The 23,858-nt window shown below is 35.9% G+C and carries 23 protein-coding genes, 1 pseudogene and 1 other annotated feature; of the genes and pseudogenes, 2 read left to right on the forward strand and 22 right to left on the reverse strand.

All coding sequences use genetic code 11. The features are described 5' to 3' along the window. Positions 1 to 86: 86 nt before the first annotated feature. The 10 genes from AB3M96_RS22905 to AB3M96_RS22950 all read right to left on the reverse strand — a co-directional run bounded on the left by AB3M96_RS22905 (position 87) and on the right by AB3M96_RS22950 (position 8,642). The gene (locus AB3M96_RS22905; RefSeq protein WP_412969932.1) at positions 87 to 563 is read right to left on the reverse strand and encodes a DinB family protein; all 477 of its coding nucleotides are present in this window, start codon (positions 561 to 563) and stop codon (positions 87 to 89) included. A 361-nt stretch (positions 564 to 924) separates the two neighbouring features. Beyond that, positions 925 to 1,830, reverse strand: coding sequence for a zf-HC2 domain-containing protein (locus AB3M96_RS22910; protein ID WP_412969933.1), 906 nt, complete (start codon positions 1,828 to 1,830; stop codon positions 925 to 927). After that, on the reverse strand, positions 1,827 to 2,315 hold the full coding sequence (locus tag AB3M96_RS22915) for an RNA polymerase sigma factor (RefSeq protein WP_412969934.1): 489 nt from the start codon (positions 2,313 to 2,315) through the stop codon (positions 1,827 to 1,829). Before AB3M96_RS22915 ends, AB3M96_RS22910 begins: the two co-directional genes overlap by 4 nt. A gap of 468 nt (positions 2,316 to 2,783) precedes the next feature. Next, positions 2,784 to 4,601, reverse strand: a complete 1,818-nt coding sequence (gene pepF / locus AB3M96_RS22920) for an oligoendopeptidase F (RefSeq protein ID WP_412969935.1) — start codon at positions 4,599 to 4,601, stop codon at positions 2,784 to 2,786. Between the two features lie 109 nt (positions 4,602 to 4,710). Next, positions 4,711 to 5,256, reverse strand: a complete 546-nt coding sequence (locus tag AB3M96_RS23665) for a hypothetical protein (RefSeq protein ID WP_489672282.1) — start codon at positions 5,254 to 5,256, stop codon at positions 4,711 to 4,713. Then, on the reverse strand, positions 5,148 to 5,915 hold the full coding sequence (locus AB3M96_RS22930) for a competence protein CoiA (RefSeq protein ID WP_412969937.1): 768 nt from the start codon (positions 5,913 to 5,915) through the stop codon (positions 5,148 to 5,150). Before AB3M96_RS22930 ends, AB3M96_RS23665 begins: the two co-directional genes overlap by 109 nt. Positions 5,916 to 6,184: 269 nt before the next feature. Then, entirely contained in the window at positions 6,185 to 6,328 is a 144-nt protein-coding gene (locus tag AB3M96_RS22935; RefSeq protein WP_412969938.1) for a hypothetical protein, read from the reverse strand. A gap of 38 nt (positions 6,329 to 6,366) precedes the next feature. Continuing rightward, positions 6,367 to 7,038: an adaptor protein MecA gene (gene mecA, locus AB3M96_RS22940; RefSeq protein WP_412969939.1), complete on the reverse strand. Its 672-nt coding sequence runs from the start codon at positions 7,036 to 7,038 to the stop codon at positions 6,367 to 6,369. A gap of 406 nt (positions 7,039 to 7,444) precedes the next feature. Beyond that, a complete protein-coding gene (gene spxA, locus AB3M96_RS22945) occupies positions 7,445 to 7,840 on the reverse strand; it encodes a transcriptional regulator SpxA (protein ID WP_412969940.1) in 396 nt (131 codons plus the stop codon). Between the two features lie 226 nt (positions 7,841 to 8,066). Beyond that, on the reverse strand, positions 8,067 to 8,642 hold the full coding sequence (locus tag AB3M96_RS22950; RefSeq protein WP_412969941.1) for a GNAT family N-acetyltransferase: 576 nt from the start codon (positions 8,640 to 8,642) through the stop codon (positions 8,067 to 8,069). A 143-nt stretch (positions 8,643 to 8,785) separates the two neighbouring features. On the opposite strand from AB3M96_RS22950, the gene AB3M96_RS22955 reads away from it, so the two are divergent. Next, on the forward strand, positions 8,786 to 8,971 hold the full coding sequence (locus tag AB3M96_RS22955) for a hypothetical protein (RefSeq protein WP_412969942.1): 186 nt from the start codon (positions 8,786 to 8,788) through the stop codon (positions 8,969 to 8,971). Between the two features lie 50 nt (positions 8,972 to 9,021). On the opposite strand, the gene AB3M96_RS22960 is transcribed toward AB3M96_RS22955, so the two are convergent. The 6 genes from AB3M96_RS22960 to AB3M96_RS22985 all read right to left on the reverse strand — a co-directional run bounded on the left by AB3M96_RS22960 (position 9,022) and on the right by AB3M96_RS22985 (position 16,347). Next, entirely contained in the window at positions 9,022 to 10,227 is a 1,206-nt protein-coding gene (locus AB3M96_RS22960) for a putative glycoside hydrolase (RefSeq protein ID WP_412969943.1), read from the reverse strand. A 521-nt stretch (positions 10,228 to 10,748) separates the two neighbouring features. Further along, positions 10,749 to 11,687 carry an ABC transporter ATP-binding protein gene (locus tag AB3M96_RS22965; RefSeq protein WP_412969944.1) on the reverse strand — a complete coding sequence of 313 codons (939 nt, stop codon included), beginning with the start codon at positions 11,685 to 11,687 and terminating at the stop codon, positions 10,749 to 10,751. A gap of 7 nt (positions 11,688 to 11,694) precedes the next feature. Beyond that, positions 11,695 to 12,744 carry an ABC transporter ATP-binding protein gene (locus AB3M96_RS22970; RefSeq protein WP_412969945.1) on the reverse strand — a complete coding sequence of 350 codons (1,050 nt, stop codon included), beginning with the start codon at positions 12,742 to 12,744 and terminating at the stop codon, positions 11,695 to 11,697. A 13-nt stretch (positions 12,745 to 12,757) separates the two neighbouring features. Further along, on the reverse strand, positions 12,758 to 13,675 hold the full coding sequence (locus AB3M96_RS22975; RefSeq protein ID WP_412969946.1) for an ABC transporter permease: 918 nt from the start codon (positions 13,673 to 13,675) through the stop codon (positions 12,758 to 12,760). Positions 13,676 to 13,678: 3 nt separating this feature from the next. Next, positions 13,679 to 14,611 carry an ABC transporter permease gene (locus AB3M96_RS22980; RefSeq protein WP_412969947.1) on the reverse strand — a complete coding sequence of 311 codons (933 nt, stop codon included), beginning with the start codon at positions 14,609 to 14,611 and terminating at the stop codon, positions 13,679 to 13,681. A 98-nt stretch (positions 14,612 to 14,709) separates the two neighbouring features. Further along, a complete protein-coding gene (locus AB3M96_RS22985) occupies positions 14,710 to 16,347 on the reverse strand; it encodes a peptide ABC transporter substrate-binding protein (RefSeq protein WP_412969948.1) in 1,638 nt (545 codons plus the stop codon). A gap of 189 nt (positions 16,348 to 16,536) precedes the next feature. Further along, positions 16,537 to 16,784, forward strand: a binding site (T-box leader). 108 nt (positions 16,785 to 16,892) lie between these two features. Between AB3M96_RS22985 and trpS the strand changes: the two genes are divergently transcribed. Then, positions 16,893 to 17,882: a tryptophan--tRNA ligase gene (gene trpS / locus AB3M96_RS22990; protein ID WP_412969949.1), complete on the forward strand. Its 990-nt coding sequence runs from the start codon at positions 16,893 to 16,895 to the stop codon at positions 17,880 to 17,882. Positions 17,883 to 17,923: 41 nt separating this feature from the next. Here the strand turns inward: trpS and AB3M96_RS22995 are convergent, their stop codons facing one another. The 6 genes and pseudogenes from AB3M96_RS22995 to AB3M96_RS23020 all read right to left on the reverse strand — a co-directional run. Beyond that, positions 17,924 to 18,673 (reverse strand): YjbA family protein, encoded by a 750-nt coding sequence (locus tag AB3M96_RS22995; protein WP_412969950.1) that lies wholly within the window; start codon positions 18,671 to 18,673, stop codon positions 17,924 to 17,926. A gap of 92 nt (positions 18,674 to 18,765) precedes the next feature. After that, complete coding sequence (locus AB3M96_RS23000; protein WP_412969951.1) at positions 18,766 to 18,978, reverse strand: YuzI family membrane protein; 213 nt, start codon at positions 18,976 to 18,978, stop codon at positions 18,766 to 18,768. A 177-nt stretch (positions 18,979 to 19,155) separates the two neighbouring features. Then, complete coding sequence (gene opp4C / locus AB3M96_RS23005; RefSeq protein WP_412969952.1) at positions 19,156 to 20,064, reverse strand: oligopeptide ABC transporter permease; 909 nt, start codon at positions 20,062 to 20,064, stop codon at positions 19,156 to 19,158. Positions 20,065 to 20,079: 15 nt separating this feature from the next. Next, entirely contained in the window at positions 20,080 to 21,030 is a 951-nt protein-coding gene (locus AB3M96_RS23010; protein WP_412969953.1) for an ABC transporter permease, read from the reverse strand. 148 nt (positions 21,031 to 21,178) lie between these two features. Beyond that, positions 21,179 to 22,849, reverse strand: a complete 1,671-nt coding sequence (locus AB3M96_RS23015) for a peptide-binding protein (protein ID WP_412969954.1) — start codon at positions 22,847 to 22,849, stop codon at positions 21,179 to 21,181. A 113-nt stretch (positions 22,850 to 22,962) separates the two neighbouring features. Continuing rightward, positions 22,963 to 23,781, reverse strand: a pseudogene (locus AB3M96_RS23020) (ABC transporter ATP-binding protein); the annotation flags it as partial. Between the last annotated feature and the right edge of the window lie 77 nt (positions 23,782 to 23,858).

Here is a 23,858-nt window from a genome sequence, read left to right on the forward strand (position 1 = left end):
CGAGCGAATGGCTAGTTCTTACTCGGCGGGAATCCCACCCGCTATATGATACGACCTAGGCTCGGCCGCACACCTGCCCCGTTTGTTCAATAAAATTGAACAGATTTTAACTCTTTGCCAACGAAATTAGAGGATACAGGTTGCAGTTCCATTTCTCTCGACCAAACGGAAAGTTGTCCGATATGATGAATTTCGTGTGAAATAATATGGTGAAGTATGTCATTCACCGTGTATTTTGCTTCATCCCAAGGAACACTGACACTCTTTTCTTGTAAGTCATCTAAATTTGTTTTTAAAAATTCAACTAGTTCAACATGTAAATTATCTGAAAGAGATTTAACCTTTTCAAGTGTATTATAATCAGCAAAATGAAATACTACATCCTCTTTCCCTTGAATACCACGAATCCAACTATATTCCACATCAATTATATGGAAAAGTGTATATAAAATATTTCCAACTCCACCTTTACGATTCTTTAATAAATCCTCAATTGTTAATTGTTTACACCAGTCAAACCACTCATCTCTTACCTGCCAGTTATATTCAAAGAATTTTATCATTGTAAACACTCCAATTCAGCTTAATACAATCTATTTCGATATGATGGCAATCAATTCCTTCTTAAACTAACCTGCTTCTTTCGTACAATTACTTCCACAAAAAAGGCACTTCCCCTTCTTTAAGGAAAGCTCCCGTTTGTAGAAAGATGGACTCATTAATCAGAAATAATGAGTCCATCTTCTGCAACTTGCCCTGGACAGTAGAGTTTGGGTTTTCAATCAATTCAAAGGGTATTTTTGCCCTGTTTTTAGAAATCTGAATCCATCAGGAAAACCTTGCGAATCAAGTAAAATAGAACTGAAATTAAGAAAAAAATCGCTGAATGGTGTGTCTATTATAAACCAGTGAAAGCAACAACTATTATAAGGTGCTTTTCGGCTTCTTGATTGATATTTTTTTTAATATGTTCCTTCCAGCTAACAACGCAAAATATAAAGAAATTGTAACTAGTAATATTACATAAAAGTCTCGTCTAGCAAGGTAAGTTGTAGAGTGAAGACCTTTTATAGTTAAGTGAGCAAACAGGTAGGAGATAGGCAATAGAATAATCTTTTCTAGTCCATTTCTTATTTTTTCATTCTTACGGAATATGGCCAATCCAATTCCACAAATAAGTAAAAATCCTATAGCAAACATCACATAGTAGTTTAAAACTAGCCTAGGTAACGTAACGACAGAACCATCCGTTATTGGATCTCCAAAAATTAAAATATTTTCACTTCCATCGGTATTGTAATAATAGATAGAAGCGACCGATTCTCCATTCGGGTTTAAGACAGTATTTTTTAGGTGATTTTTTCTTATTTTCTGGTGCCAAATCGTTTCCCATGTAGTTATATCATAGACATAACCTGTATTGTCTGCTGCTTGATATTGTTCTACATGGAATCCGGAGACTTCTTCACTAAAATTCAAAAGTACAGTTCCGTCATCCTTTTCAATGATCGAAACCGCATTTTCATTATAAGAAATGTATGCTGGCGCTGTCAGATAAGCCATTGTAACCACTGCAAAAACCAATGTTACCATGACTGAAAGAATAATCGTTTGCAGCTTTTCCCTTCGCAATGTATTTTGTATATTTCTTAATGGAGCTATATCAGTATCTATTGGCAGTTCTTCAAGCGTCCTCATTTCTTCAAGTCGTTTTTTGCAGTTTTCACAAGAAGCTATATGTTCTTCAACGATATCTCTAGTATCTTGACTTGCCATATTCTCGACATATAACGGCAGTATATCCCTAATCATAATACAGCTAATTTTCATCGATAATCCCCCAATCGCGCTTTAATATTTTCTCTAGCACGGTGATAAGTAACACAAGCCCAGTTATCACTTTTTGCATACAATTTGCCAATTTGCTTAAATGACAGTTCTCCAAATACACGGAGCGTAAAGACTTTTTTATATGGCTCTTTTAAATTCTGGATAATTTCATGTACCTTCATAGACGCTTCCGAAGTGGTTATTTCTTGTTCTACATTGTCTTCACTAGCTGATTCCGGAAGTGACTCCAAATCTACAAAGCTTATTTTCTTACGCAAGTAAGAGTAATAACTGTTTTTGGCAATTTGGCATAACCAAACACGAATATCACTATCCCCTCTGAAACTGTCTAGCGATGTTAATGCCTTCATAAAAGTTTCCGAAGTGATATCTTCAGCGATATGCTTATCGCCAGACAAACTATACACATATAAAAATACATCTTTAAAGTATTTATTATAAATTTCCTCAAGCTGTGTCACCATCTCACCTCCTTGCATATAAGACGCTATAAACTCAAATATCTTACAATAATATAGGAAAAACCGTACAAAATACGCACGGTCTTTTTTCTTTCACTATAATTATTGGAAATACTGTAGTTAATACTCCTGCCCGTGTATCTCTTTATAATATTCAGGGACCATTTCTCCTCCAGATTGTTCATACTGAAATCGGTTTAGTTTAAATGAAATATTTATAATGTTTATACTAACTAAAATCTTATCCCCAAGCGATCTTTAACAATATTAAACAATGCGAATTGTGAATCATTACACTTAAACATTTTGTTCCGTTAGTACAATAAGCATCTTTACTAATTTTACCATATTAAAAGCAGTGTGATTTCTAATGTGAAATCCACTGCTTTTATAATTGCTTTTATATACGTTTTTTCATATGTGGGTACCTCAAAAGAACGGCTTACTATTAAACTGGGATACCTTCTATTTTTAAGATAGTAATTTTTCCATTTCGTTCAATGTTGCTTCAAATACTTTACATGCCTCTTTAATTGGATCTGAAGACGTCATATCAACGCCTGCATTCTTTAGTACTTCAATTGGATAATCAGAGCTTCCTGCTTTTAAGAAGTTATTAATATAACGGTCTACAGCTGGTTGGCCCTCTTCTAAAATTTGATTACTTAATGCAGTCGCTGCACTGTATCCTGTAGCATACTGATATACATAATAGTTGTAATAGAAATGTGGAATACGTGACCATTCTAATCCAATTTCCTCGTCAACTACAATATTATCTCCAAAGTATTTTTTATTTAAATCATAGTAGATTTGAGTTAATAAATCTGGGGTCACTGCTTCTCCCTCTTGAGCTTTTACATGTATGATATGCTCGAACTCAGCAAACATTGTTTGACGGAAAACTGTTCCCCTAAATCCTTCTAATTGATGATTTAGTAAGTAGAGACGTTTTTGCTCATCATCGATTGTTTTTAGAAGGTAATGATTTAAAAGAGCCTCATTACAGGTTGACGCAACCTCTGCTACGAAAATTGAGTAGTTTCCATACGGATAAGGTTGATTATTTCTTGTATAATAGCTGTGAACAGAGTGTCCAAATTCATGAGCCAATGTAAATAAGTTATTAACATTGTCCTGCCAGTTCATTAGAATGTATGGGTTTGTACCATACGTACCTGAAGAATAAGCTCCACTGCGCTTACCTTTGTTCTCGTGAACATCTACCCAGCGATTTTCAAATCCTTCTTTTAGGACACGTAAATAATCATCACCAAGTGGTGAAAGCCCTTTAAGGATATAATCCTTTGCCTCATCATAAGAGACCTCCATTTTCACATCTTTAACAAGAGGTGTGTAAAGATCATACATATGAAGCTCTTCTACACCTAATGCTTTTTTACGTAAATCCACGTAACGATGTAATAAATGAAGATTATCATGAACAGTATTTATTAGATTGTCATAGACAGTTTCAGGTATATTATTGCTGCTTAATGCTGCTTCACGAGCAGATTTATAATTGCGTACACGAGCATTAAAATTATCTTTCTTTACAGTCCCGCTCAAAGTACTGCCAAATGTATTTTTATACTTGCCATAAGTTTCGTAAACTGCCTTAAATGCCTCTTCTCTCACTCTACGATCAGAGCTCTCTAGGAAGCGAATATATCGTCCATGTGTAATTTCAACCTCTTCCCCGTTCTCATCTTTGATTGTCGGGAAAGTTAAATCGGCATTATTAAGCATTCCAAACGTATTACTTGAAGAATCCATTACCTCAGATGCTTGCGCAAGTAACGCTTCTTCTTTTGCAGAAAGAACATGTGGGCGTTCACGGTTGATATCATTTAATGCATGTTCGTAAACCTTTAGCTCTTCTTTTTCATTTAAAAATCCTTTAATTTTGTCTTCGTCAATAGATAAAATTTCAGGAACAATGTAGGAAAGTGCACTTCCTACTTGTGTATAAAGGTTTGTCGCACGGTCATGTAAGCCTTGATAAAATGAATCAGTTGTATCTTGGTCATATCTCATGTGAGCATATGTATAAAGCTTACCCATACGTTCTGAAATGGCATCTTGGTAGGCAAGGGCTTCATAAAGTGAATCAGCAGACTCACCAAGTTTTCCTTGAAAATTGTTAATCCCGGGAATCATCTCTTTTACTTCTTGAAATTCCTTTTCCCAATCCATATCTGAAGCAAATATATCCTCTAGTTTCCACTTATCCTGTTCAGCAATTTCTTTCCTGGTAGGGAGTTTCTTCACTGTTGTTTGTTCTGACATCTGTTAAACCTCCTATATTAAGTGATAAAAAAGGTATTCGATACGAAACAGACAATCTCCTTTTTTTAAGAAAATGTTTAAGTTTTTTGAATTCGATTCTCTACCTATATTATGATTTACCATTCGATATAGCACTCATTCTTGGCAACAGTTCCCATATTTGCTTATCTAACTCAAATGCATGTTCTAGGTTAGTTGGGATTGAGATTTCTCTCAACTTTTTATAGCCTGTACGACTGACCTTTTTGATAATATCAAGATAGCATAACACATCGATGTATTCCTCTACTGCAAGTGAAAATGGCGAATAAGCTATCGAAGGTAACTGCCTTATAGTGATTTCTCCTTCTTTAATTCTTTTAGTAACTGCTTGCATGACGGTTGAGAAAAAGAATGTACTTCCTAGTTTACCAGGAATAATGATATCAAGTAGAATCCACATCTGCCAGATCATTGCCGGGGTATGGAAACAACACATTGAAGGAACTGGCAACCCCGCTTCCGCTGGTAAATGGGCTGGTGGTATTTTATTAATATACAAGGTGGTCAGGAAAGTGGTTTTAGTAGGAAAAGCAGAATATTGTATTCTCCACTTAATCTTTTTTTGCGGCCAAATTTTGTGAAGTTGGTATGTAGGGGCAAGGGTTCTAGTAATGTTGGCAAAGTAGTTTTACCTTCTTTTAGTGGGTTTATAGTGCAGATTGCTTCACTCGAGGTAAAAGGAGTAATATTGGTCACTTTTAGAAAATGTGAAGATTCCGGACAATAATAAAGGATGGTAGGATTCTTATGTTGTAGATTTGTTCTAGCGAAGAACCATTGAAAGGAAGATAGAGAGATAGTGTTTGCGGATTTTCTATTAAACCATTTTGCACCGAGAATCCATATGGGTACAATGCCAAGCTTTTTAAACGAATCAGTTCTTTTTTTAAACAAAGAGTACTCTATTGGAGAACACTGATATTCTATGGCATATCTCTTGTCTTGAAGTGTAACCAGGAGATCAGGGCGTTGTGAGATATCTGGTAAAAATGGTTCGAGTTCGACCTGATACGTTTGAGCTTTGAACCAATTAAACAACTGTCTTTTTCCTCGTAGATGGTACTCTGACTCAGGCTCTGTTTTAACCGTGCATTCTGCACCTTTTAGGTGGGCAAAATGATGGGTAATCTTTGTACCTAGTTTTAACTGCACACCATGTTTACAGGCTGGACAAGTAAAAGTTTCTCTTTTTCGTAACTCTAGTAACTCATTGCGATTCCCCTTTGTCACAAGTGATATATATTCCCCATTTTCGCGTAACGCAACAAACAATAGCTTCAGCTCCTTTTTTAAAACAATATTTTTCTTTTTACTAGGCTAGGATATCATACAAATGTTATAAGTACTATATATTTTCTTGTTCTGCTTCTAGCTATACACAGTTGGGCTAATTACTCTGATACGTGCTTCGTACCAACTGCTTGCGATACACCTTTTGCCTTTTTTTCCTTCTTACGTGCTTCGTATCTCCCCCTTGCTACACTCTAACCTTATTTTCCATAATACGTGCTTACTTCGTTTCTCCCGCTTGCTATACATGCCTACATTGTTTCCCATAATACGTGCTTCGCTTCTCCTCCTTGCCATACACCTTTTGCCTTCTTTCCTCCATTCGGTTTCGCATCTTCTCCTTGAGATACACCTAAAAAGCTTTCTATAAGCAATCCACAAAACACCTTTTCCAACAAAAAAAGCCGATTCCATAAATGAAATCGACCTTTTTCTATAATGAAAAATGCTTAGCCATTACTTCTAATGCATTTTCTTCGATAATTTTTTTTCCGTATTCCTCAATTCGATGTATTGAGAGTGAAGATTCCTGTCCGTATTCAAGTACGATACTGAGCATATTTTCGAGTTCATCCTCTGTGTAAAATTCCTCATTAAGCTCAATATACAAAAAGTACTTTCCCTCAAACGAATACATTGTATTATTTAGTCCATCTAGAGAGACACGATGTGCAAGAGATACTAAATCTTCAAAGTCATTAAAGCGGATTAAGAATTGGAAGTTATCCTCATCAAGCTCCTCAATAAAGTCTTTATCGTCGTCATATCTAGGATTGAAATGCTGATCTAATAAAGACTCAATCTTTTCATCCACCGGCATTTTATCATCATCAACAGGAAGTTCGTATTTATTCCCATCCTTCGATAATTGTGCCCTGGTCACAAGAACTTCTAAGCCTTTTTCTAACGCCTGCACTTGGATCCATAGAGGTCCATCAACCGTAAACTCTTCTTCCTGATGTATTTCATCCATCATTTCCCAAAAGAGCTCTTCACTTCGCTCACGATTATACCAGATTTCCTCACGCTCAAATCCACGTTGCTCTATATCTTTATATGAAATATAAAACTTAACTGTATGTTCATTGATTCGTTCGATTTCCATTTACGGAACCTCTCCCTTCTTGCTCAGATTTTGAAGGGACGTTATACCCCCGAGCCAGATGCCCTTTTATTCACTTTTCCCATAAATCACTAAGAATAATCTTATTAATTTAAGAATATAAGTGTATATCTTGTACTTTTATTTTATGTTAAAAGGTATGCGAATGGAAATAAAAAAGCGAAATTTTTTAAAAACAGTCATATGACCATTAATTAGTATAAATACATTCGCTACATGGACTACTAAAGTAAATTTACTCATTCACTTTATTACGTTACATTATAATATGAATTCGAAGAGAACACGAGTAAAACGTCCTATTTACTAAAAATTTCTTTGGCTTCTGGGAAAAATAAATACAAAAAACTTCTACAAACTCAAATTTGTAGAAGTTTATGTCATTAAATTAATTTACTAATCTTTGTGCTTCTTTAAGTTGGAAGGTACGAACCTTTCTAGGGAGGAATCTACGAATTTCATCCTCATTATAACCAACCTGTAGTCTTTTTTCATCGATGATAATAGGGCGACGAAGTAGACCAGGATTGTCTTTAATTAATTTGTAAAGATCCGGAAGTGGCAATGTTTCGAGATTTATGTTCAACTTTTGGAATACTTTTGAACGAGTAGAAATTATCTCGTCTGTACCATCCTCTGTCATACGTAAAATTTCCTTAATCTCTTCGATTGAAAGAGAATCGGAAAAAATGTTTCTTTCTTGATATGGAATTTCATGTTCCTCCAACCATGCCTTTGCTTTACGACAAGAAGTACAGCTTGGAGAAGAATAAAGAGTAACCATTAACCTTATCACTCCTTTTTAGGTTGATTATTACTTAACAATCAGCATGAATGGTCATGGATGTTTATTTCTAGATTAAAATAAATTTAATTAAGTAATTTCTTTAATTATTATACCGTAAATTATCTTAGAAAGATAGACAATTTTAAAGAAATATTAAGGTAATCAAGTATAATGAGGAGATAAAAAAAGGAGTGGTAGTCCCACTCTCCTTCATTTTACATATTTAGATGTCTTTCAGGATATCCGTATTATCATTTCCTTCGTTAAATGATAATACATCTGCAACGTCCTGATATGATTCACCGTACAATTCTTTATCCTTGTATTTATGAATTAACACGTACGTTTTCTTCATCGCATCATATATATTTTCTTCAGATTCATTTGTAGGCGACCAATATAATATTTCCATTTGATTTATTTCATTAGTAGCAAGAGATCTTCTCTGATAACCTATTGATTGGGCATGTTCAAAGCCTTCACGTTTATAGAACTTTAGTCTTTTTGCTGTGTCTGTGTCTTCGTAGTTAACTGGTTCTACTTCTAAAATAATCGGCTTTCCTTTTTCTTTCAGTTTCTCAATTAATTTGTGTCCAAGACCTTGCCCACGAGCATCCTTCGACACAAAAAGATAGTCGATAAATATAAAAGAATCTAATTCCACATACATTAGTACATGGTACTGACCTTCATCCTTATGATAAATGTCTCCCTTTTCTTCAAGTAAAGTCTCCATATGCTCCTTCGATTTCATCTCTTCAATTGGAAAATACTGATTAAGCTTTTCGTACCAATTCATTTACCTTCTCCTTCGACTGTTTTTAACATACTTAGTTTATTCAAGTTCGCAAAGGATATTTCTAAAATTAGATATTCCCCCTTTTATTCAGTCTAAACTTAGAATAAAATAGAAGTATGATGTTCATTCATGGAGGGATATTCATGGCAGCATACATACTTGATCTTGCTTTACTTACAATTCTTGTTATTGGCATTACTGCAACAATGGGCGTAATTGCAAACGGAGTTGGAGAAAGAGTATTTGGTGGAAAAACAGGCTCAGATATTTTAAATCGTGATTTAAAGGTAAAAACTGGCTGGAAAGCTGTAGGCGGAAAGACAAAATAATATCCGAGAAAGCAAACACCCTCGTAACTTTGTTTACGAGGGTGTTTATTTTAAGGAGTATAGTCTACTCCATTTGTATAGTAGTTACCTGCATTCCATAGTAAAAATTCTTGTATACCTTGATCATTTAAGCCTTTAATTTGTGCTTCAATTTCCTGTTTTCCATATTTAGTATAGTTCCCTTTACCAAGCCAAGTTGCTGTAAAGTCCTGAATCCAGGGTCGTGAAATCGGCCTATTTTCTAACTGATTTAGTTTATAATTTTCAACCTTCGCATACTCTGACACCAGCCTGTATGGTTCTAAGTCAGGACGTGGGATGCCAAAATAGGATGTCCAATGACTTGGATAGATCATTGATGAAATTACGTCAACGTGGTCAGAAATCTTTGAAAAGTTTTGACCAATTCCCGGTGCTTCCGGTAATGTTGCTGTATATCCAAAAATATCAACTGAAACTTTAACATTGTATGGTTCTAATTTATCTTTCGCGTATTTTACAAAGTCTGTAACTGCAGCTACACGTTTTTGTACATTAGATTCGTCGCTATTCTTATATTCTCCCATATCATAAGACAATGTGTTGTCTCTCTTCTCGAACCCCTCTGGAAAACGGACATAATCGAATTGAATTTCTTGGAACCCCAGCTTTGCTGCCTCAATTGCAATTCCTACATTGTAATCCCAGACTTCCTTTAAAAACGGATTAACGAATGACTCACCACGGCGGTTTACCCATACCTCATCTCCATCTTTAAATGATAAATCAGGACGATTTTTTGCTAATTCTGTATCTTTAAAAACAACTACTCTGGCAATTGGATATATTTGCTTTTCTTCTAAGGTTTCTAACATCTTCCGAGGACTCTTAATATAATCCTTGCCTATTTTTTTATATGCTGAGTTTTCATCAGGTTGATATGTTAAAAAACCGAAATCCTCTTTTACATCAATAACCATCGCATTTAAGTCACTTTCATCAATTAATTTTACTAATTGAGAAAATCTTTCTCCGCCTGCAGAATGACCACTTACATAAATTCCTCTTACTGCGTCTGGATACTGGAAAGTTAGGCCAGAGTTGAACTCAAAGCGAGCAATAAAATCAGGGATTTCTTTTTTTGTAATGTAAACTTGGCTTGTTTGATGTTGGACGACCTTTCTTACCTCTTCTTCCTTTTCCACTGCATATCCTTGCTGCTGAATACATGTTAGCATAATGAGTAAGACCAATAGGATAGAGACTATTTTTTTCATATTACTCCCCCTTTCACCTCTATACTCTATTGTCATTTTAAGATAGTTTCTCAGAAAATAGTACATATTTTGACAAGTTTTTCATTTTCTTTTTAATTTTTGAGTGAAGCTACAAAGTCTGGTGATTTCCGCTACTGGCACTCGCTTTCCGCGGGCGGACCGTGAGCCTCCTCGTCGCTACACTCCTGCGGGGTCTCACTTGGTCACGCTTTTCCCTCAGGACTTTGAGAGGCTCCTTTGAATTCTCCCACGCACGAAGAAAATGCAAAGCATTTTCGAGGAGTCTCGTGCCATGCGCTCCAATCACCGCAGCAAAACATATTTAGTAAGCCCAATGCCCAATATATATTCTGAAAGATTTTAAATTATCTAGGTTTACGAAATACCCTTTACTTATTACTTCATCATATGAAAGTTCTTGTCTGTATATTTATAGTTTTGTTTTCTAAACTATTGTTATTAGTGGTAATTCCGACCGTACGTATTTATCAACAAAAAAATGACCCGTGTAAGGTCATTTTTTATGAATAGAGTGATTTATATTCTTGGAACTCTTTTTCAGAGCAAGATACTAAATGCCCAGGTTTAATTTCTCGAAGTTCTACACTTTCATCCTTTGAATAACCGTGGTCATTTGGGTCGTATAAGATTCTTTGGCGATTTCTTTCATACTCCGGATCAGGCAATGGAATTGCTGAAAGTAAGGATTTTGTATAAGGATGAATTGGGTTTGAGTATAACTCCCCCGCATCTGCTAGTTCTACAATTTTCCCAAAATACATAACACCTATACGATCACTGATATACTTCACCATTGATAAATCATGAGCAATAAATAAATAAGTAAGTCCTTTATCCTTTTGAAGTTTTTTCATTAAATTAACAACTTGAGCCTGAATGGAAACATCAAGAGCAGATATTGGTTCATCAGCTATAATAAAATCAGGATCAACTGCTAGAGCACGTGCAATTCCTATTCTCTGCCGCTGTCCACCACTGAATTCATGTGGATACCGACTTGCATGCTCCCGATTCAAACCAACTGTTTCAAGCAGCTCGTAAACCTTCTGCATTCTTTCATTCTTATTTGCTGCTAAACCATGAATATCAATCCCCTCCGCAATTATATCCGCTACAGTCATCCTTGGATTCAATGATGCATAAGGGTCTTGAAAAATCATTTGCATTTTACGGTTAAACTTCTTTAGTTCAGATTTTGATTTCCTTCCGTGAACATTTTCACCATTAAAAAGTACTTCACCGCCAGTAGCATTATATAACCGTATAATCGTTCTACCTGTCGTCGATTTTCCACAACCTGATTCACCAACTAATCCTAACGTTTCTCCCTTGTAAATATCAAACGTAATCCCATCTACAGCCTTTACCATATTAGGCTTGTCTACATTAAAATATTGCTTTAAATTTTTTATTTCTAATAGCTTTTGATTTTCAGCCATTCATTCATCATCCTTTCCCTTTTGCTGAGGATGAGAAGTTCTTCATTCTTCTACGTACCGCTTCTGGAGGTTCAACCTTTGGCGCATCAGGATGCAATAACCAGGTTGCTGCATAGTGTGTGTCGGAAACTTTAAACATTGGTGGTTCTTGTTCGAAATCAATCTTCATTGCATATTTATTCCGAGGTGCAAAGGCGTCCCCTTTTGGAGGATTTGTTAAATCCGGAGGTGAACCAGGTATTGCTGCCAGTTCTTCATCATTATCGTTGTCTAAACTAGGCATCGAAGAAAGTAATCCCCATGTATACGGATGTTTTGGATCATAAAATATCTCATCAACGGTTCCTGTTTCAATTATTTTACCGGCATACATAACAGCAACGCGATCAGCCACATTTGCCACAACACCTAAATCATGTGTAATAAAAATAATGGAAGTCTCTAATTTCTTTTGAAGCTTTTTCATAAGCTCCAATATTTGTGCTTGTATCGTTACATCAAGAGCAGTTGTTGGCTCATCGGCAATCAAAAGTTTTGGGCTGGAAGCCAAAGCAATCGCTATCATTGCACGTTGTCTCATACCACCACTAAATTCATGGGGATATTGATTGACACGCTTCTCTGGCATTGGAATACCAACTAACCTTAGTAACTCAATGGCTCGATCCTTCGCATTGCCCTTGGACATATTTTGATGCTTTGTGAGTACCTCCATAATCTGCATCCCAATTTTCATGGTAGGATTTAGAGAGGTCATTGGATCCTGAAAAATCATTCCAATGTCCTTGCCTCTTATTTTCTCCATCTCTTTATTACTTTTAGTTACTATGTCTTCACCATCAAATAAGATTTGTCCGTTCGTAATTTTTCCCGGCGGCATAGGGATAAGCTTCATTATTGTTTGAGAGGTTACGCTTTTTCCAGAACCGGATTCACCAACTATTGCTAGGGTTTCTCCTTTATAGACATCAAAATTGACTCCGCGTACTGCTTTTACTTCACCCGCATAGGTTTGAAATGAGACTTCTAGGTCCTTAACTTCTAATAATTTATCCATTATGCTCACTCCCTTACTTGCGTAACCTTGGATCTAACGCATCCCGTAGTCCATCACCTATTACATTAAAAGCAAATATTGTGATACAGATTAATATTGCTGGAAAAAACAAACGCCACGGATAATATTCAAAGGCGGGTAAACCCTCAGATGCCATTGTTCCCCAGCTTGCAAGTGGAACCTGAACACCTAAACCTAAATAACTAAGAAATGACTCTGTGAAAATTGCATTAGGTATTGTTAATGTCATCGTAACTAGTATTGGCCCCATTGAATTCGGGATTAGATGCTTGAACATAATACGAGAGACATTAGCACCTAGTGTTTGTGAAGCAAGGACATATTCCTGGTGTTTCAGCTGTAGGACTTGTCCTCTCACAATTCTAGCCATATTGATCCATCCAGTAATTGTCATAGCAAGAATCATAGTACCTAATCCTTGTTCAAAAATTACCATAAGTAAAATAACTAGTAATAAATACGGAACGCCATAGAGAATATCTGCAAAACGCATCATTAATTCATCTATTTTTCCGCCAGCAAAGCCTGAAATACCACCCCAAATGACTCCAATTACTAAGTCAATGACCGCTGCAGCCAGGCCGATAAATAACGATATACGCGCTCCTTCCCATGTGCGCGTAAATACATCTCTACCTAGTTCATCTGTACCAAACCAATGTGCACTAGATGGTGCATCATTTGCACTAGTAAGATCAGTGGTTCGATAATCATATGGTGTCATTAACGGACCAAAAATAGCCATAATTAACAATAGGATGAGAAGTACTACTCCAGCAATAGCTAACTTATTATTACGGAACCGAGAAATAACATCCTTCCAGAAGGATAAACTTGGTTTGGAGATTTTTTCTGCATCCTTCTCATTAAAAGTAGCTGGTGCAAACATTTCCTTTGGAATTTGCTGCATATATTAACTTCCTTTCTTCGCCCCAAGTTTAATGCGAGGATCAATTAATCCATATAAAATATCTACAAGGAGAACAGAAGCTAGTAGTAAGATACTATAAAATACGGTTACTCCCATGATGACGGTATAATCACGGTTCGTAATGCTTGTTACAAACTCATCACCAAGACCAGGGATTCCAAAGATTTTCTCAATAACAAAGCTACCTGTTAATATACCTGCAGTTAGTGGCCCCATGTAAGATACGACTGGTAGCATTGCATTCCTAATTGTATGTTTAATGGTAATAGTACGTTTAGCTAACCCCTTTGCACGCGCAGTTCGAATATAATCATTTGCTAAAACCTCTAGCATACTTGAACGAGTTAACCTTGCAATAAACGCCATCGGGGTTGAAGCAAGAGCAATAGCAGGAAGAATAGTATGCATAAACGATTCCCACCTTGCCACAGGAAAGAGACCAAGTTTAATTGCAAATACGTATTGTAAAACAGTTGCTAAAATAAAACTTGGTACTGAGATACCCAATACTGCAATAATCATAGCCGTATAATCCTGCCATTTATTATGATATAGAGCCGCTATTACTCCAAGCAGCACGCCTAACGATATCGCTATTAAAATCGATTCTATACCAAGGAATAAAGAGATTGGAAACCCTCTATTAATGATCTCGTTTACCGTCATTGCCTTATATTTGAACGATGGGCCAAAATCCCATCTTGCAACATCAGATAAATAGTCAAAATACTGTTTATATAATGGCTGATCTAAACCATAATGCGCATTAAGTGCTGCCTCAATTTCTGGTGGTACATCTTTTTCCTTTGTAAAAGGTCCACCTGGAGCTGCTTGCATTAGAAAAAATGTGGCAGTTATGATCAAGACCAATGATAAAAGCATATATATCAGACGCTTAATGATATATTTTGCCACTTGTAACACCTCCAATGCCGAATGGGACGTTCTAAGGAAAGTAAGGTATATAGTGCTTTCTATATACCTTACTTGTTCCTGCTATCTTAATCGCCGGTTTATTCGAAGTAAGCCCATTTGAATTGAACATCTCCCAATGGAGATATAACAACACCTTTTAAATTCTCATTTTGAATCCAGTTATTTGTGTAAAAATAAATAGGTGCAATCGGCATTTCATTAATAACAAGTTGCTCGGCTTCTTTCAAAATATCTAACCGCTTATCTTTATCAACTTCGACTGCTGCTTGTGAAATTAAATTATTAAAGGTCTCACTAGTCCAACCCGTATCGTTATTTCCTTTAGGTTCAGTGAATATTTCAAGGAAGTTGACTGGGTCATTAAAGTCTGCTAACCAACCAGCTCTTGCAATTTGGAAATTTCCTTGATCAACATTATCTAAATAAACATTCCACTCAGCATTATTTAAAGTTACCTCTACACCTAGGGCTTTTCTCCACATATCTTGAATCGCCTGTGCTATCTTTTGATGCCCTTCAGATGTATTATAGGATAATGCGATCTCGGGTAATTCAGATACATCTGATAATCCAAGTTCTTGAAGTCCCTTTTGCAAATATTCCTTAGCTGCGTCTACATCATTATCCTTAAAATAACCTTTTTCATTTTCCTTAATCATTGTAGTCGGTACCAATGCCATAGCTGGTATTTGACCACCTTGAGATACATTTTCTACAATCGCTTTTCGGTTAATAGCATATCCAAAGGCTTTACGGATATTTTCATTCTGGAACGGTTCCTTATTAATATTAAACTTGAACCAGTACGTTCCTGCAATTACACTCGTTTGAAGGCTACCTTCCTTATCTAATTGTGGAATTACATCAGTTGGAAGTGATGATGTTGGAGCACCTGCCCAGTCAAGTTCCCCTTTTTTAAAGCTTTGGTATTCCGTATTTGGATCATTTATCATATCCATTGTAATTTTTGTTAGTTTTACTGAGTCAGCATCCCAGTAGTCTTCATTTTTCTCAAGAGTTATTGTTGCTGATTTATCTGAAATTTTAAACGGGCCATTTGATACATATGTTTCATCTACCCGGTTAGCCCAATCCGGGTTTTCCTTTGCAATCTTACTGTTTACAGGATAATAAGTATAAAAGGCAGTCAGTTCTAGGAAGTAGGCTGTTGGGTTTATAAGTCTAACCTCGAGAGTTTTGTCATCAAGTGCTTTGATACCAACATTTGTCATATTATCTATTGTTATATCCTGAGTATTATATGCTTCTTTCGCACCTTCAATATAATTATAAATTTGTGAAGCATAATCAGATTGATTCTTCGGGTCAATTACCCATTTCCAAGCATACTCAAAATCATGTGCTGTTACTGGATCACCATTGGACCATTTAGCATCACGAATCGTAAATGTATAAGTCTTACCGTCTTCAGAAACATCAATTTTCTCAGCCATTGCCTCTTGAGGTTCCCCATTCTCGTCAAGACGAGTCAACCCCTCAAATGCATGGTTTAGTACAACACCGGACGTTGAATCACTAGCTAATCCTGGATGAAGTGTAGGAGGTTCTGAACTAATATTAATTCGAAGTTCTTGCTTCTTACCTTTTTCTCCCCCACCGCCACCTTCATCAGCATTATTATCAAAAGTTCCACATGAAGTTAGTAAAAGAGTTGCTATTAAAAGAATGCTTAAAAATAAATTTTTCTTGTTCAAGTAAATACCTCCTGTTATGTATTGATTTTAGTACATTACTTATTTTCCAAATAAGATTACGTTTTTTATGTTGTTTCAAATCAGGATTTCTTATGCGCTATGACTATATCATTTACATTTTTCTTTTCTATTTTGAAACAACACTTGCATTTCAAAATATAATCATTATAATAATTAGTTAAGAATCATATTGTAGCTATGAAAAAGAGTAGTACATATGAATACCATTTAATGGGGGATTACCCCAACAGAGAGTCTGTGGACGGTGTGAACAGATAATGGAGCATATGGAATGGACTTTGGAGCTTCTTAGTTGAACTGTAGTAGGCTAAGACGTATTCCTGACGTTACTAGGATAGAGAGATTTTACTATAGAGGTAATTACTTCAGTATGTAAAATAACTAGGGTGGCAACGCGGTAACCATTCGTCCCTAACATTTATTTGTTAGTGGGCGAATGGTTTTTTGTTTTCTTTTTGCTGCTTAAATGAACATCACTTAATTAGAAAGTCAGGAACAGATGATATTAAAAAAGGAGAATATGTATGAAAACTATTTTTTCAGGAATTCAACCAAGTGGATCTGTTACATTAGGAAACTATATCGGGGCCATGAAACAATTTGTAGAATTACAGAACGATTATAATTGCTATTTTTGTATAGTTGATCAGCATTCCATTACAGTTCCACAAAATCCATTAGAATTACGAAAAAACATTAAAAGTCTAGCAGCACTTTATCTAGCAGTAGGTATTGACCCAGAGAAATCAACATTATTTATTCAATCAGAAGTCCCTGCACATGCTCAGGCAGGATGGATGTTACAATGTGTCTCATATATAGGGGAACTTGAAAGAATGACCCAGTTTAAAGATAAGTCACAAGGAAAAGAAGCGGTTGTAGCTGGGTTACTAACTTATCCACCATTAATGGCTGGAGATATTCTTCTATACAATACAGACCTTGTCCCAGTTGGTGAAGATCAAAAACAACATATTGAATTAACCAGAGACATTGCCGAGAGATTTAATAAAAAGTATAGAGAAATCTTTACAATACCTGATGCAAGAATTCCTAAAGATGGGGCAAGAATCATGTCCCTGGCTGAACCAACTAAAAAAATGAGTAAGTCAGATCCTAACCAAAAAGCTTTTATTACATTACTAGATGATCCAAAGCAAATTGAAAAGAAAATAAAAAGTGCCGTTACAGACTCTGAGGGAATTGTTAAGTATGACAAAGAAAATAAACCTGGTATCTCAAATCTTCTAACAATCTACTCTTCATTTAGTAATCAATCGATTTCAGAGATTGAAGCAAATTATGAAGGAAAAGGTTATGGGGAATTTAAAGCAGATCTTGCTGAAGTAGTTATTAACGGATTAAAACCAATTCAAGACAAATATTATGAGATTATTGATTCTCCAATACTAGACGAAATTTTAGACTCTGGTGCATCAAAAGCAAATAAAGTTGCAAGTAAAACTGCCAAGAAGATGGAAAATGCTATGGGTCTTGGTCGAAAACGAAAATAGATATGAATCAAAAAAAGGATTTGTGCGAAACAAATCCTTTTTTATACCTTTGATTCATGTTCAATTTCCCAAAGTTTTTCAAAAAACGGTTGACCTTTAATAAGGTTCTCACATAACTGTTCATGCTTGCTTGTCCATCCATGTCTTGTTTCTTCATAAAGGTTTTTCCAAGCCTCTTCAAACTCCATCTCCTGGATAACATGATACCTTGCCGGATTCCATTCTGTATACCAATATCTAATTTCTGCAACATTCTTTGTTGATGCCAATTGGTCTAATGCCATAAACAATAATTGTTTCAACTGTCTTTCTTTACGTGTTAAACCTGCCATTTCAATAGGTGATGGTGACAGAATGTGATATTCCTTTTCCTTATGTACTTCTTTCTTTTCAAATGTATAAGGAATCGGCTCATGCCCACTTACCATTTCATATACAAGTTGTTCTTGTCTAGGAATTAACCTACTTTTTCGAATCGGGAGGTTGTATCCGATTGTATCAACTGCAATGATACCCTGACCGTCAGTTACTACAAAACAATAATCAAGTTGAATTCTCTCATGATTTTTTCGAACGTATGCTTTTTGGTGAATGTCACCTAATAACTGTTGAGGTAGTTCCATCAAATCATTTTCGATGTAATTAAATAAGGGCGATTCAACTTTTAATAAAGGTACTTGGTCCAACAGTTCCACACTGTCGTCTTTTCGCCATTCATGAAAGTGGCAAACGTTGTAGCCATTTTCTTCACCTTCAAACCAATTAACCCAAATATCATGAAGATACAACATTTATTACCCCTCACTTCAAAGCTGTTTGTCAACAGTATAGGCAGAAAGGTAAGGTTTTATTCCATAATATTCATGTAATGTAAGAAATATCTTCAATCATTCGAGTGGTTATTTGGATAGTAAATACTAATCCAACTCATTGCCATTCCAACGATAAATAGATAACACTCGACTCTCCCAGATATAAAAGTTAAGTATTCTATGAAACTATAACCAGTTGTTAAAAGATTCAAATAGGCTATTGTACTAATTCCACCAGAAACAGCAAGTCCAAACCCAATTAGAAAGACAAAGGCCCTACCCACTACTAGAACCTGCCAAGTATGTATAATTAAATTGATTCATCTTAACACCAACTTGTCCATTCTTTATTACTATAATCTATGGAACAATCATTGTATTCATTACTGAATTTAGTTAAAAAACAAATATGTATTCTAAAACAGAACAAAAGAAAAAGCCAAGTGGCATCTTGGCTTTTTCTACTCATTTATTTTCGGATCTAACGCGTCACGTAGTCCATCACCTACAAAGTTAAAGCAAAGAACTGTGATCAAAATCATTAAACCGGGTGCAGTTGGTACCCACCAGTTATTAAGCATGATTGTTATACTTTGTGCACCTTGTAGCATATTCCCCCAACTTGGTGTTGGTGGCATAATTCCTAGACCTAAGTAACTTAGTGCTGATTCTGCAAGGATAACCCCACCAATTGAAAGTGTTGCAGCTACAATGATAGGCCCCATTGCATTAGGTAAAATTTCTTTGAAGATAATTGTAAAGCTTCTAGTACCGATAGTTTTGGATGCTAATACGAATTCACGACTACGTAAAGAGAGAAATTCTCCACGTACTAAACGGGCAGTACCCATCCAGCCTGTAAGTGCAAAGATAAGAATTAACTTATCAACACCTGGATTAAAGATTGTTACTAACGTGATAAGTAAGAAAATCTGTGGAATTGATAGCATGATATCAACAAAGCGCATAATCATTGCATCTATTATTCCACCAAAATACCCTGCAATTGCTCCTAGAGCAGTACCAATTGTAATTGCTCCTACTACTGATGCAAAACCAACTAGTAATGAAATTCTAGCTCCAAATAACAAACGTGTAAGAATATCACGACCAAAAGTGTCTGTACCTAATAAATGCTCACCGCTAGGCTTTGCAAGTCTTTTTAAAAGATCTTGTTTATCGGGTTCATGTGGTGTTAATAATGGTGCTAAGAGTGCTGAAACAATAATAATCGTTAATAGTATTATCCCTATGACAGCAAGCTTATTTTTAAAGAATTTTCGAACCATTATTTTAGTTAATGTATCAGCTTTTGTATTTAATCCTTGCAATTCAATATCATTTCCTGGTGCTAAGTTCGGTTGTGCCATCTCTATTCCCCCCTTTTAGTATTCAATTCTCGGATCGAAGACAGCGTATAGTATATCTGCAATAAGGTTTCCTAGTACTACTAGGACAGAGGAAATAACAGTGATTGCCATTACAATTGGATAATCACGTTGGAATGCTGAATCGATAAACAATTTACCAAGACCCGGCCAGCCAAATACTGATTCTACGATAACTGATCCACCGATAAAACTTGGTAGCATTAATCCAAATATTGTAATAACAGGAATTAACCCATTTCGTAATCCATGCTTTACAATTACTTTTCTTTCTCTAAAACCTTTTGCTCTAGCAGTTCTCATATAGTCTTGATTAACAACCTCGATCATACTTGAACGAGTATATCTTGTTAAACTTGCCATATCAGCTGTTGCTAATACAAACGCAGGCATAATTAAATGGTGTATACGATCCCAAATGCTAAACGGTGCGTTCAGAGTTTGAGTACCTGAAGCAGGGAACCAATGTAAATGTACAGAGAAAATCATTATTAAGATTAAGCCAAACCAGAAGTTTGGAGTAGCTAGTCCTAAGAAAGATGTTACTGTTACAGTATAATCAACCTTAGAATAAGGGCGAACTGCTGAAATTACTCCAAATGGTACTGCAATAACAATTGCTAATATTGTTGAGGCAACCATCAACAATAGTGTATTCGGTAGTCGATTCCAAATTAATTCAGAAACGTCTCTTCCTTTATTAATAATTGAATCTCCAAAGTCACCTTGGAGCATGTTACCTAACCACTTGAAATATTGAATATGAATCGGGTCATTTAGACCATACTTTTCCATAACAACTTCTCTATCTGCTGCACTAATATTAGGGTCCATCAATAATGCTGTTGGATCACCAGGAGCCATATGCATTATTGCAAATGAGATGATGGTAATACCTAATAATAGGGGAATAGCCATTAAAGTTCGACGGATGATATAAGATACCATAGCTATTTCTCCTTCACAATAAATTAATAGATTCTATAACTTATCCAGAAAGCAATTACAACTGTCTGGTAATTTTCGATTTCATAAATAAAGAGAGAAGGGAAAAATAACCCTTCCCTCTGTTGTACTTCATGTTGTGTGTAATAAATTATTCAGCAGGTTGTAACCACCATTTGTGTGCATTGTAGAATGGTGATCTTGAATGGAATTCATAACCTTGTAATTCTTCCGGCATAGCACGGAATTCAGTTGGGTAGTACAAGTAAGTGTAAGCTTGGTCTTCAACAAGAATTTGGTAAAGCTCTTTGTGAATATTTTTGTACTCTTCAATATCAGTTGTTTGTCTAGCAGTTTCCATTAACTTATCAGCTTCAGGGTTGCTATACCAAGTCATATTTAAACCTTCTTCAGCTTGGCTTGAGTGGAAAATGTCATATTGATCAGGGAATGTTGATAAAGCCCATCCTAAGATCATTGCATCGTAATCCCAGTTTGGAGCAGAGATTTGCTCAATGAAAGCAGACCATTCAACGATTTCAGGTTTTGCTTCAACACCAATTTCTTTGAATTGTTGTTGTAATACTACAGCGATATCTTCACGAACTTTGTTACCTTGGTTTGTTTTGATAGTGAATGACATTTCTTCGCCATCTTTATCAACAATACCATTTCCGTTTGTATCTTCCCATCCAGCTTCTTTAAGTAAAGCTTTAGCTTTTTCTAAATCATAATCAAATTGAGGTACATCGTCATTGTAAGTCCACATTAATGGGCTATCTGGAGCTTGTGCAGCTTGACCAGCACCGTTCATAATGCTTTCTACAATTGCATCTTTGTTAACAGCATGTGTAAATGCTTGACGTACTTTCTTGTCTTTAAATCTGTCTTGTTGCATGTTGAATGCAAGGTAAGTATAAGATAATGCTAAACCTTCTTCAACCTTAGTTCCTTCGATAGCTCTTACAGTTTCAATTTCAGTACCTGGTACTGCATTGTACATATCGATTTCGCCAGCTTGTAAAGCAGCAACTAATGCGTTAGCATCAGCAACGTATCTAGTAGTGATTGAATCTAAGTGTGGACGACCATCAAAATAGTCATCAAATGCTACTACTTTTACATACTCGCCATCTTTCCACTCTTCGAACTTAAATGGACCAGTACCAATTGGGCTCTTAGTGTTGAATTCATTTTCATGTAATGTAGCAGGATCAGCGTCACCTAAGATATGTTCAGGTAATACTGAATAGCTTAAAGTTGTTGGATAGAAAGTTACGTCTACTTTGTTTAAAGTAAATTTAACTGTGTAGTCGTCAATCTTTTCAACTTTTTCCATGCTTTCAAAGTTAGATTTACGCTCAGATACTACATCTGGGTTTTTCATTAATCCATAAGAGAATACTACGTCATCAGCAGTCATTTCTTCTCCATCATGGAATTTTACACCTTGCTTAAGTTTAACTGTGTACTCTAAACCATCTTCTGAAGCTTGAATGTCTTCAGCTAGGTCATTTACTACGTTTAATTCTAAGTCAACTGTTACTAATCCATTATAGATGAATCCTTCGATATCACTTGAAGCTGTATCAGTTGAGAAATATGGGTTGAATAATGTTGGGCTACCTGCAGATCCTACTACAAGGTCTCCACCATCAACTGGACCAGTTTCTGCTGCTGGTTCCTCTTCATTTGCAGGTGTTTCTGTTTCTGGTTCTTCTTTGTCTGTAGAAGCTCCTTCATTACCTGAACAAGCTGCTAAGAAAAGTGACATTACTAATGTTAGGACTAAAAATAGCCATAAACTCTTTCTTAACTTCACGTTTGTTTCCCCCTATCGTTTTGTTTGAATTTTTAGTTTTTAATACTTGTACTGATCCCTCTTAGGTGATATCTCCCCCCTTCAAAGAATCTATATATTCTGTGCTGTCACCTTTATTCATAAAGGTGACAAGCAACAAAATGCCCTGTTTTAACTTCTTTGAATTCTGGAACAAGCTGTCGGCAAATATCTGTTGCTGCCGGACATCTTGTGTGGAATACGCATCCAGTAGGTGGATTAGAAGGACTTGGAAGCTCCCCTTTTAATACGATACGTTCCCTCTTGACTGATCCAGCTTTACGTGGAACAGGAACTGCTGATAGTAGAGCCTGTGTATATGGGTGGAGTGGATCAGCATATAAATCTTCTTTGTTTGCTAATTCCATCATTTTACCTAAATACATAACTCCAACTCTATCACTTATGTGTCGTACAACACTTAAGTCATGGGAGATAAAGATATATGTTAGACCAAATTCATCTTGAAGGTCTTCCATTAAGTTAATAACCTGAGCCTGGATCGAAACATCAAGTGCTGATACAGGTTCGTCTGCAATGATTAGTTCAGGATTAAGTGCTAATGCTCTTGCAATCCCGATTCTTTGACGTTGTCCACCAGAGAATTCATGTGGATATCTGTTTATGAATGAAGAGTTTAGACCAACAGTCTCCATTAATTCTTTAACCTTTTCTTCACGTTCTTTCGCAGTGTAAAGGTTATGTGTTATCAAAGGTTCTTTAATAATAGAACGCAATGTTTTTCTTGGATTCAGTGTTGCAAACGGATCTTGGAAAACCATTTGGATATCTTTACGAACTGTTCTTCGAAGTTCGCTTTCAGACATATGTGTGATGTCTTTACCCTTAAAAATAATTTTTCCATCTGTTGGTTCATAAAGTCTGATAATTGTTCTACCAGTTGTAGATTTTCCGGTTCAACGTCAAATGTTGGGGTGAAGTGAATTTCGCTTCACCCTTTATCCAATATGCGTACCTAATCTTTTAAACT

The organism is Ferdinandcohnia jepli (genome assembly GCF_047246645.1).
Taxonomy (GTDB): domain Bacteria; phylum Bacillota; class Bacilli; order Bacillales; family Bacillaceae_L; genus Ferdinandcohnia.

Excerpts from the sequence above, each read along its gene's own strand:
- opp4C (WP_412969952.1), bottom strand. The coding sequence starts at position 20,064 with ATGGCACAACCGAACTTAGCACCAGGAAATGATATTGAATTGCAAGGA.
- AB3M96_RS22995 (WP_412969950.1), bottom strand. The coding sequence starts at position 18,673 with ATGTTGTATCTTCATGATATTTGGGTTAATTGGTTTGAAGGTGAAGAA.
- trpS (WP_412969949.1), top strand. The coding sequence starts at position 16,893 with ATGAAAACTATTTTTTCAGGAATTCAACCAAGTGGATCTGTTACATTA.
- AB3M96_RS22960 (WP_412969943.1), bottom strand. The coding sequence starts at position 10,227 with ATGAAAAAAATAGTCTCTATCCTATTGGTCTTACTCATTATGCTAACA.
- mecA (WP_412969939.1), bottom strand. The coding sequence starts at position 7,038 with ATGGAAATCGAACGAATCAATGAACATACAGTTAAGTTTTATATTTCA.
- AB3M96_RS22950 (WP_412969941.1), bottom strand. The coding sequence starts at position 8,642 with ATGAATTGGTACGAAAAGCTTAATCAGTATTTTCCAATTGAAGAGATG.
- AB3M96_RS22975 (WP_412969946.1), bottom strand. The coding sequence starts at position 13,675 with ATGCAGCAAATTCCAAAGGAAATGTTTGCACCAGCTACTTTTAATGAG.
- AB3M96_RS22910 (WP_412969933.1), bottom strand. The coding sequence starts at position 1,830 with ATGAAAATTAGCTGTATTATGATTAGGGATATACTGCCGTTATATGTC.
- AB3M96_RS22905 (WP_412969932.1), bottom strand. The coding sequence starts at position 563 with ATGATAAAATTCTTTGAATATAACTGGCAGGTAAGAGATGAGTGGTTT.
- AB3M96_RS22970 (WP_412969945.1), bottom strand. The coding sequence starts at position 12,744 with ATGGATAAATTATTAGAAGTTAAGGACCTAGAAGTCTCATTTCAAACC.
- pepF (WP_412969935.1), bottom strand. The coding sequence starts at position 4,601 with ATGTCAGAACAAACAACAGTGAAGAAACTCCCTACCAGGAAAGAAATT.
- AB3M96_RS22915 (WP_412969934.1), bottom strand. The coding sequence starts at position 2,315 with ATGGTGACACAGCTTGAGGAAATTTATAATAAATACTTTAAAGATGTA.
- AB3M96_RS22955 (WP_412969942.1), top strand. The coding sequence starts at position 8,786 with ATGGCAGCATACATACTTGATCTTGCTTTACTTACAATTCTTGTTATT.
- AB3M96_RS22965 (WP_412969944.1), bottom strand. The coding sequence starts at position 11,687 with ATGGCTGAAAATCAAAAGCTATTAGAAATAAAAAATTTAAAGCAATAT.
- spxA (WP_412969940.1), bottom strand. The coding sequence starts at position 7,840 with ATGGTTACTCTTTATTCTTCTCCAAGCTGTACTTCTTGTCGTAAAGCA.
- AB3M96_RS23010 (WP_412969953.1), bottom strand. The coding sequence starts at position 21,030 with ATGGTATCTTATATCATCCGTCGAACTTTAATGGCTATTCCCCTATTA.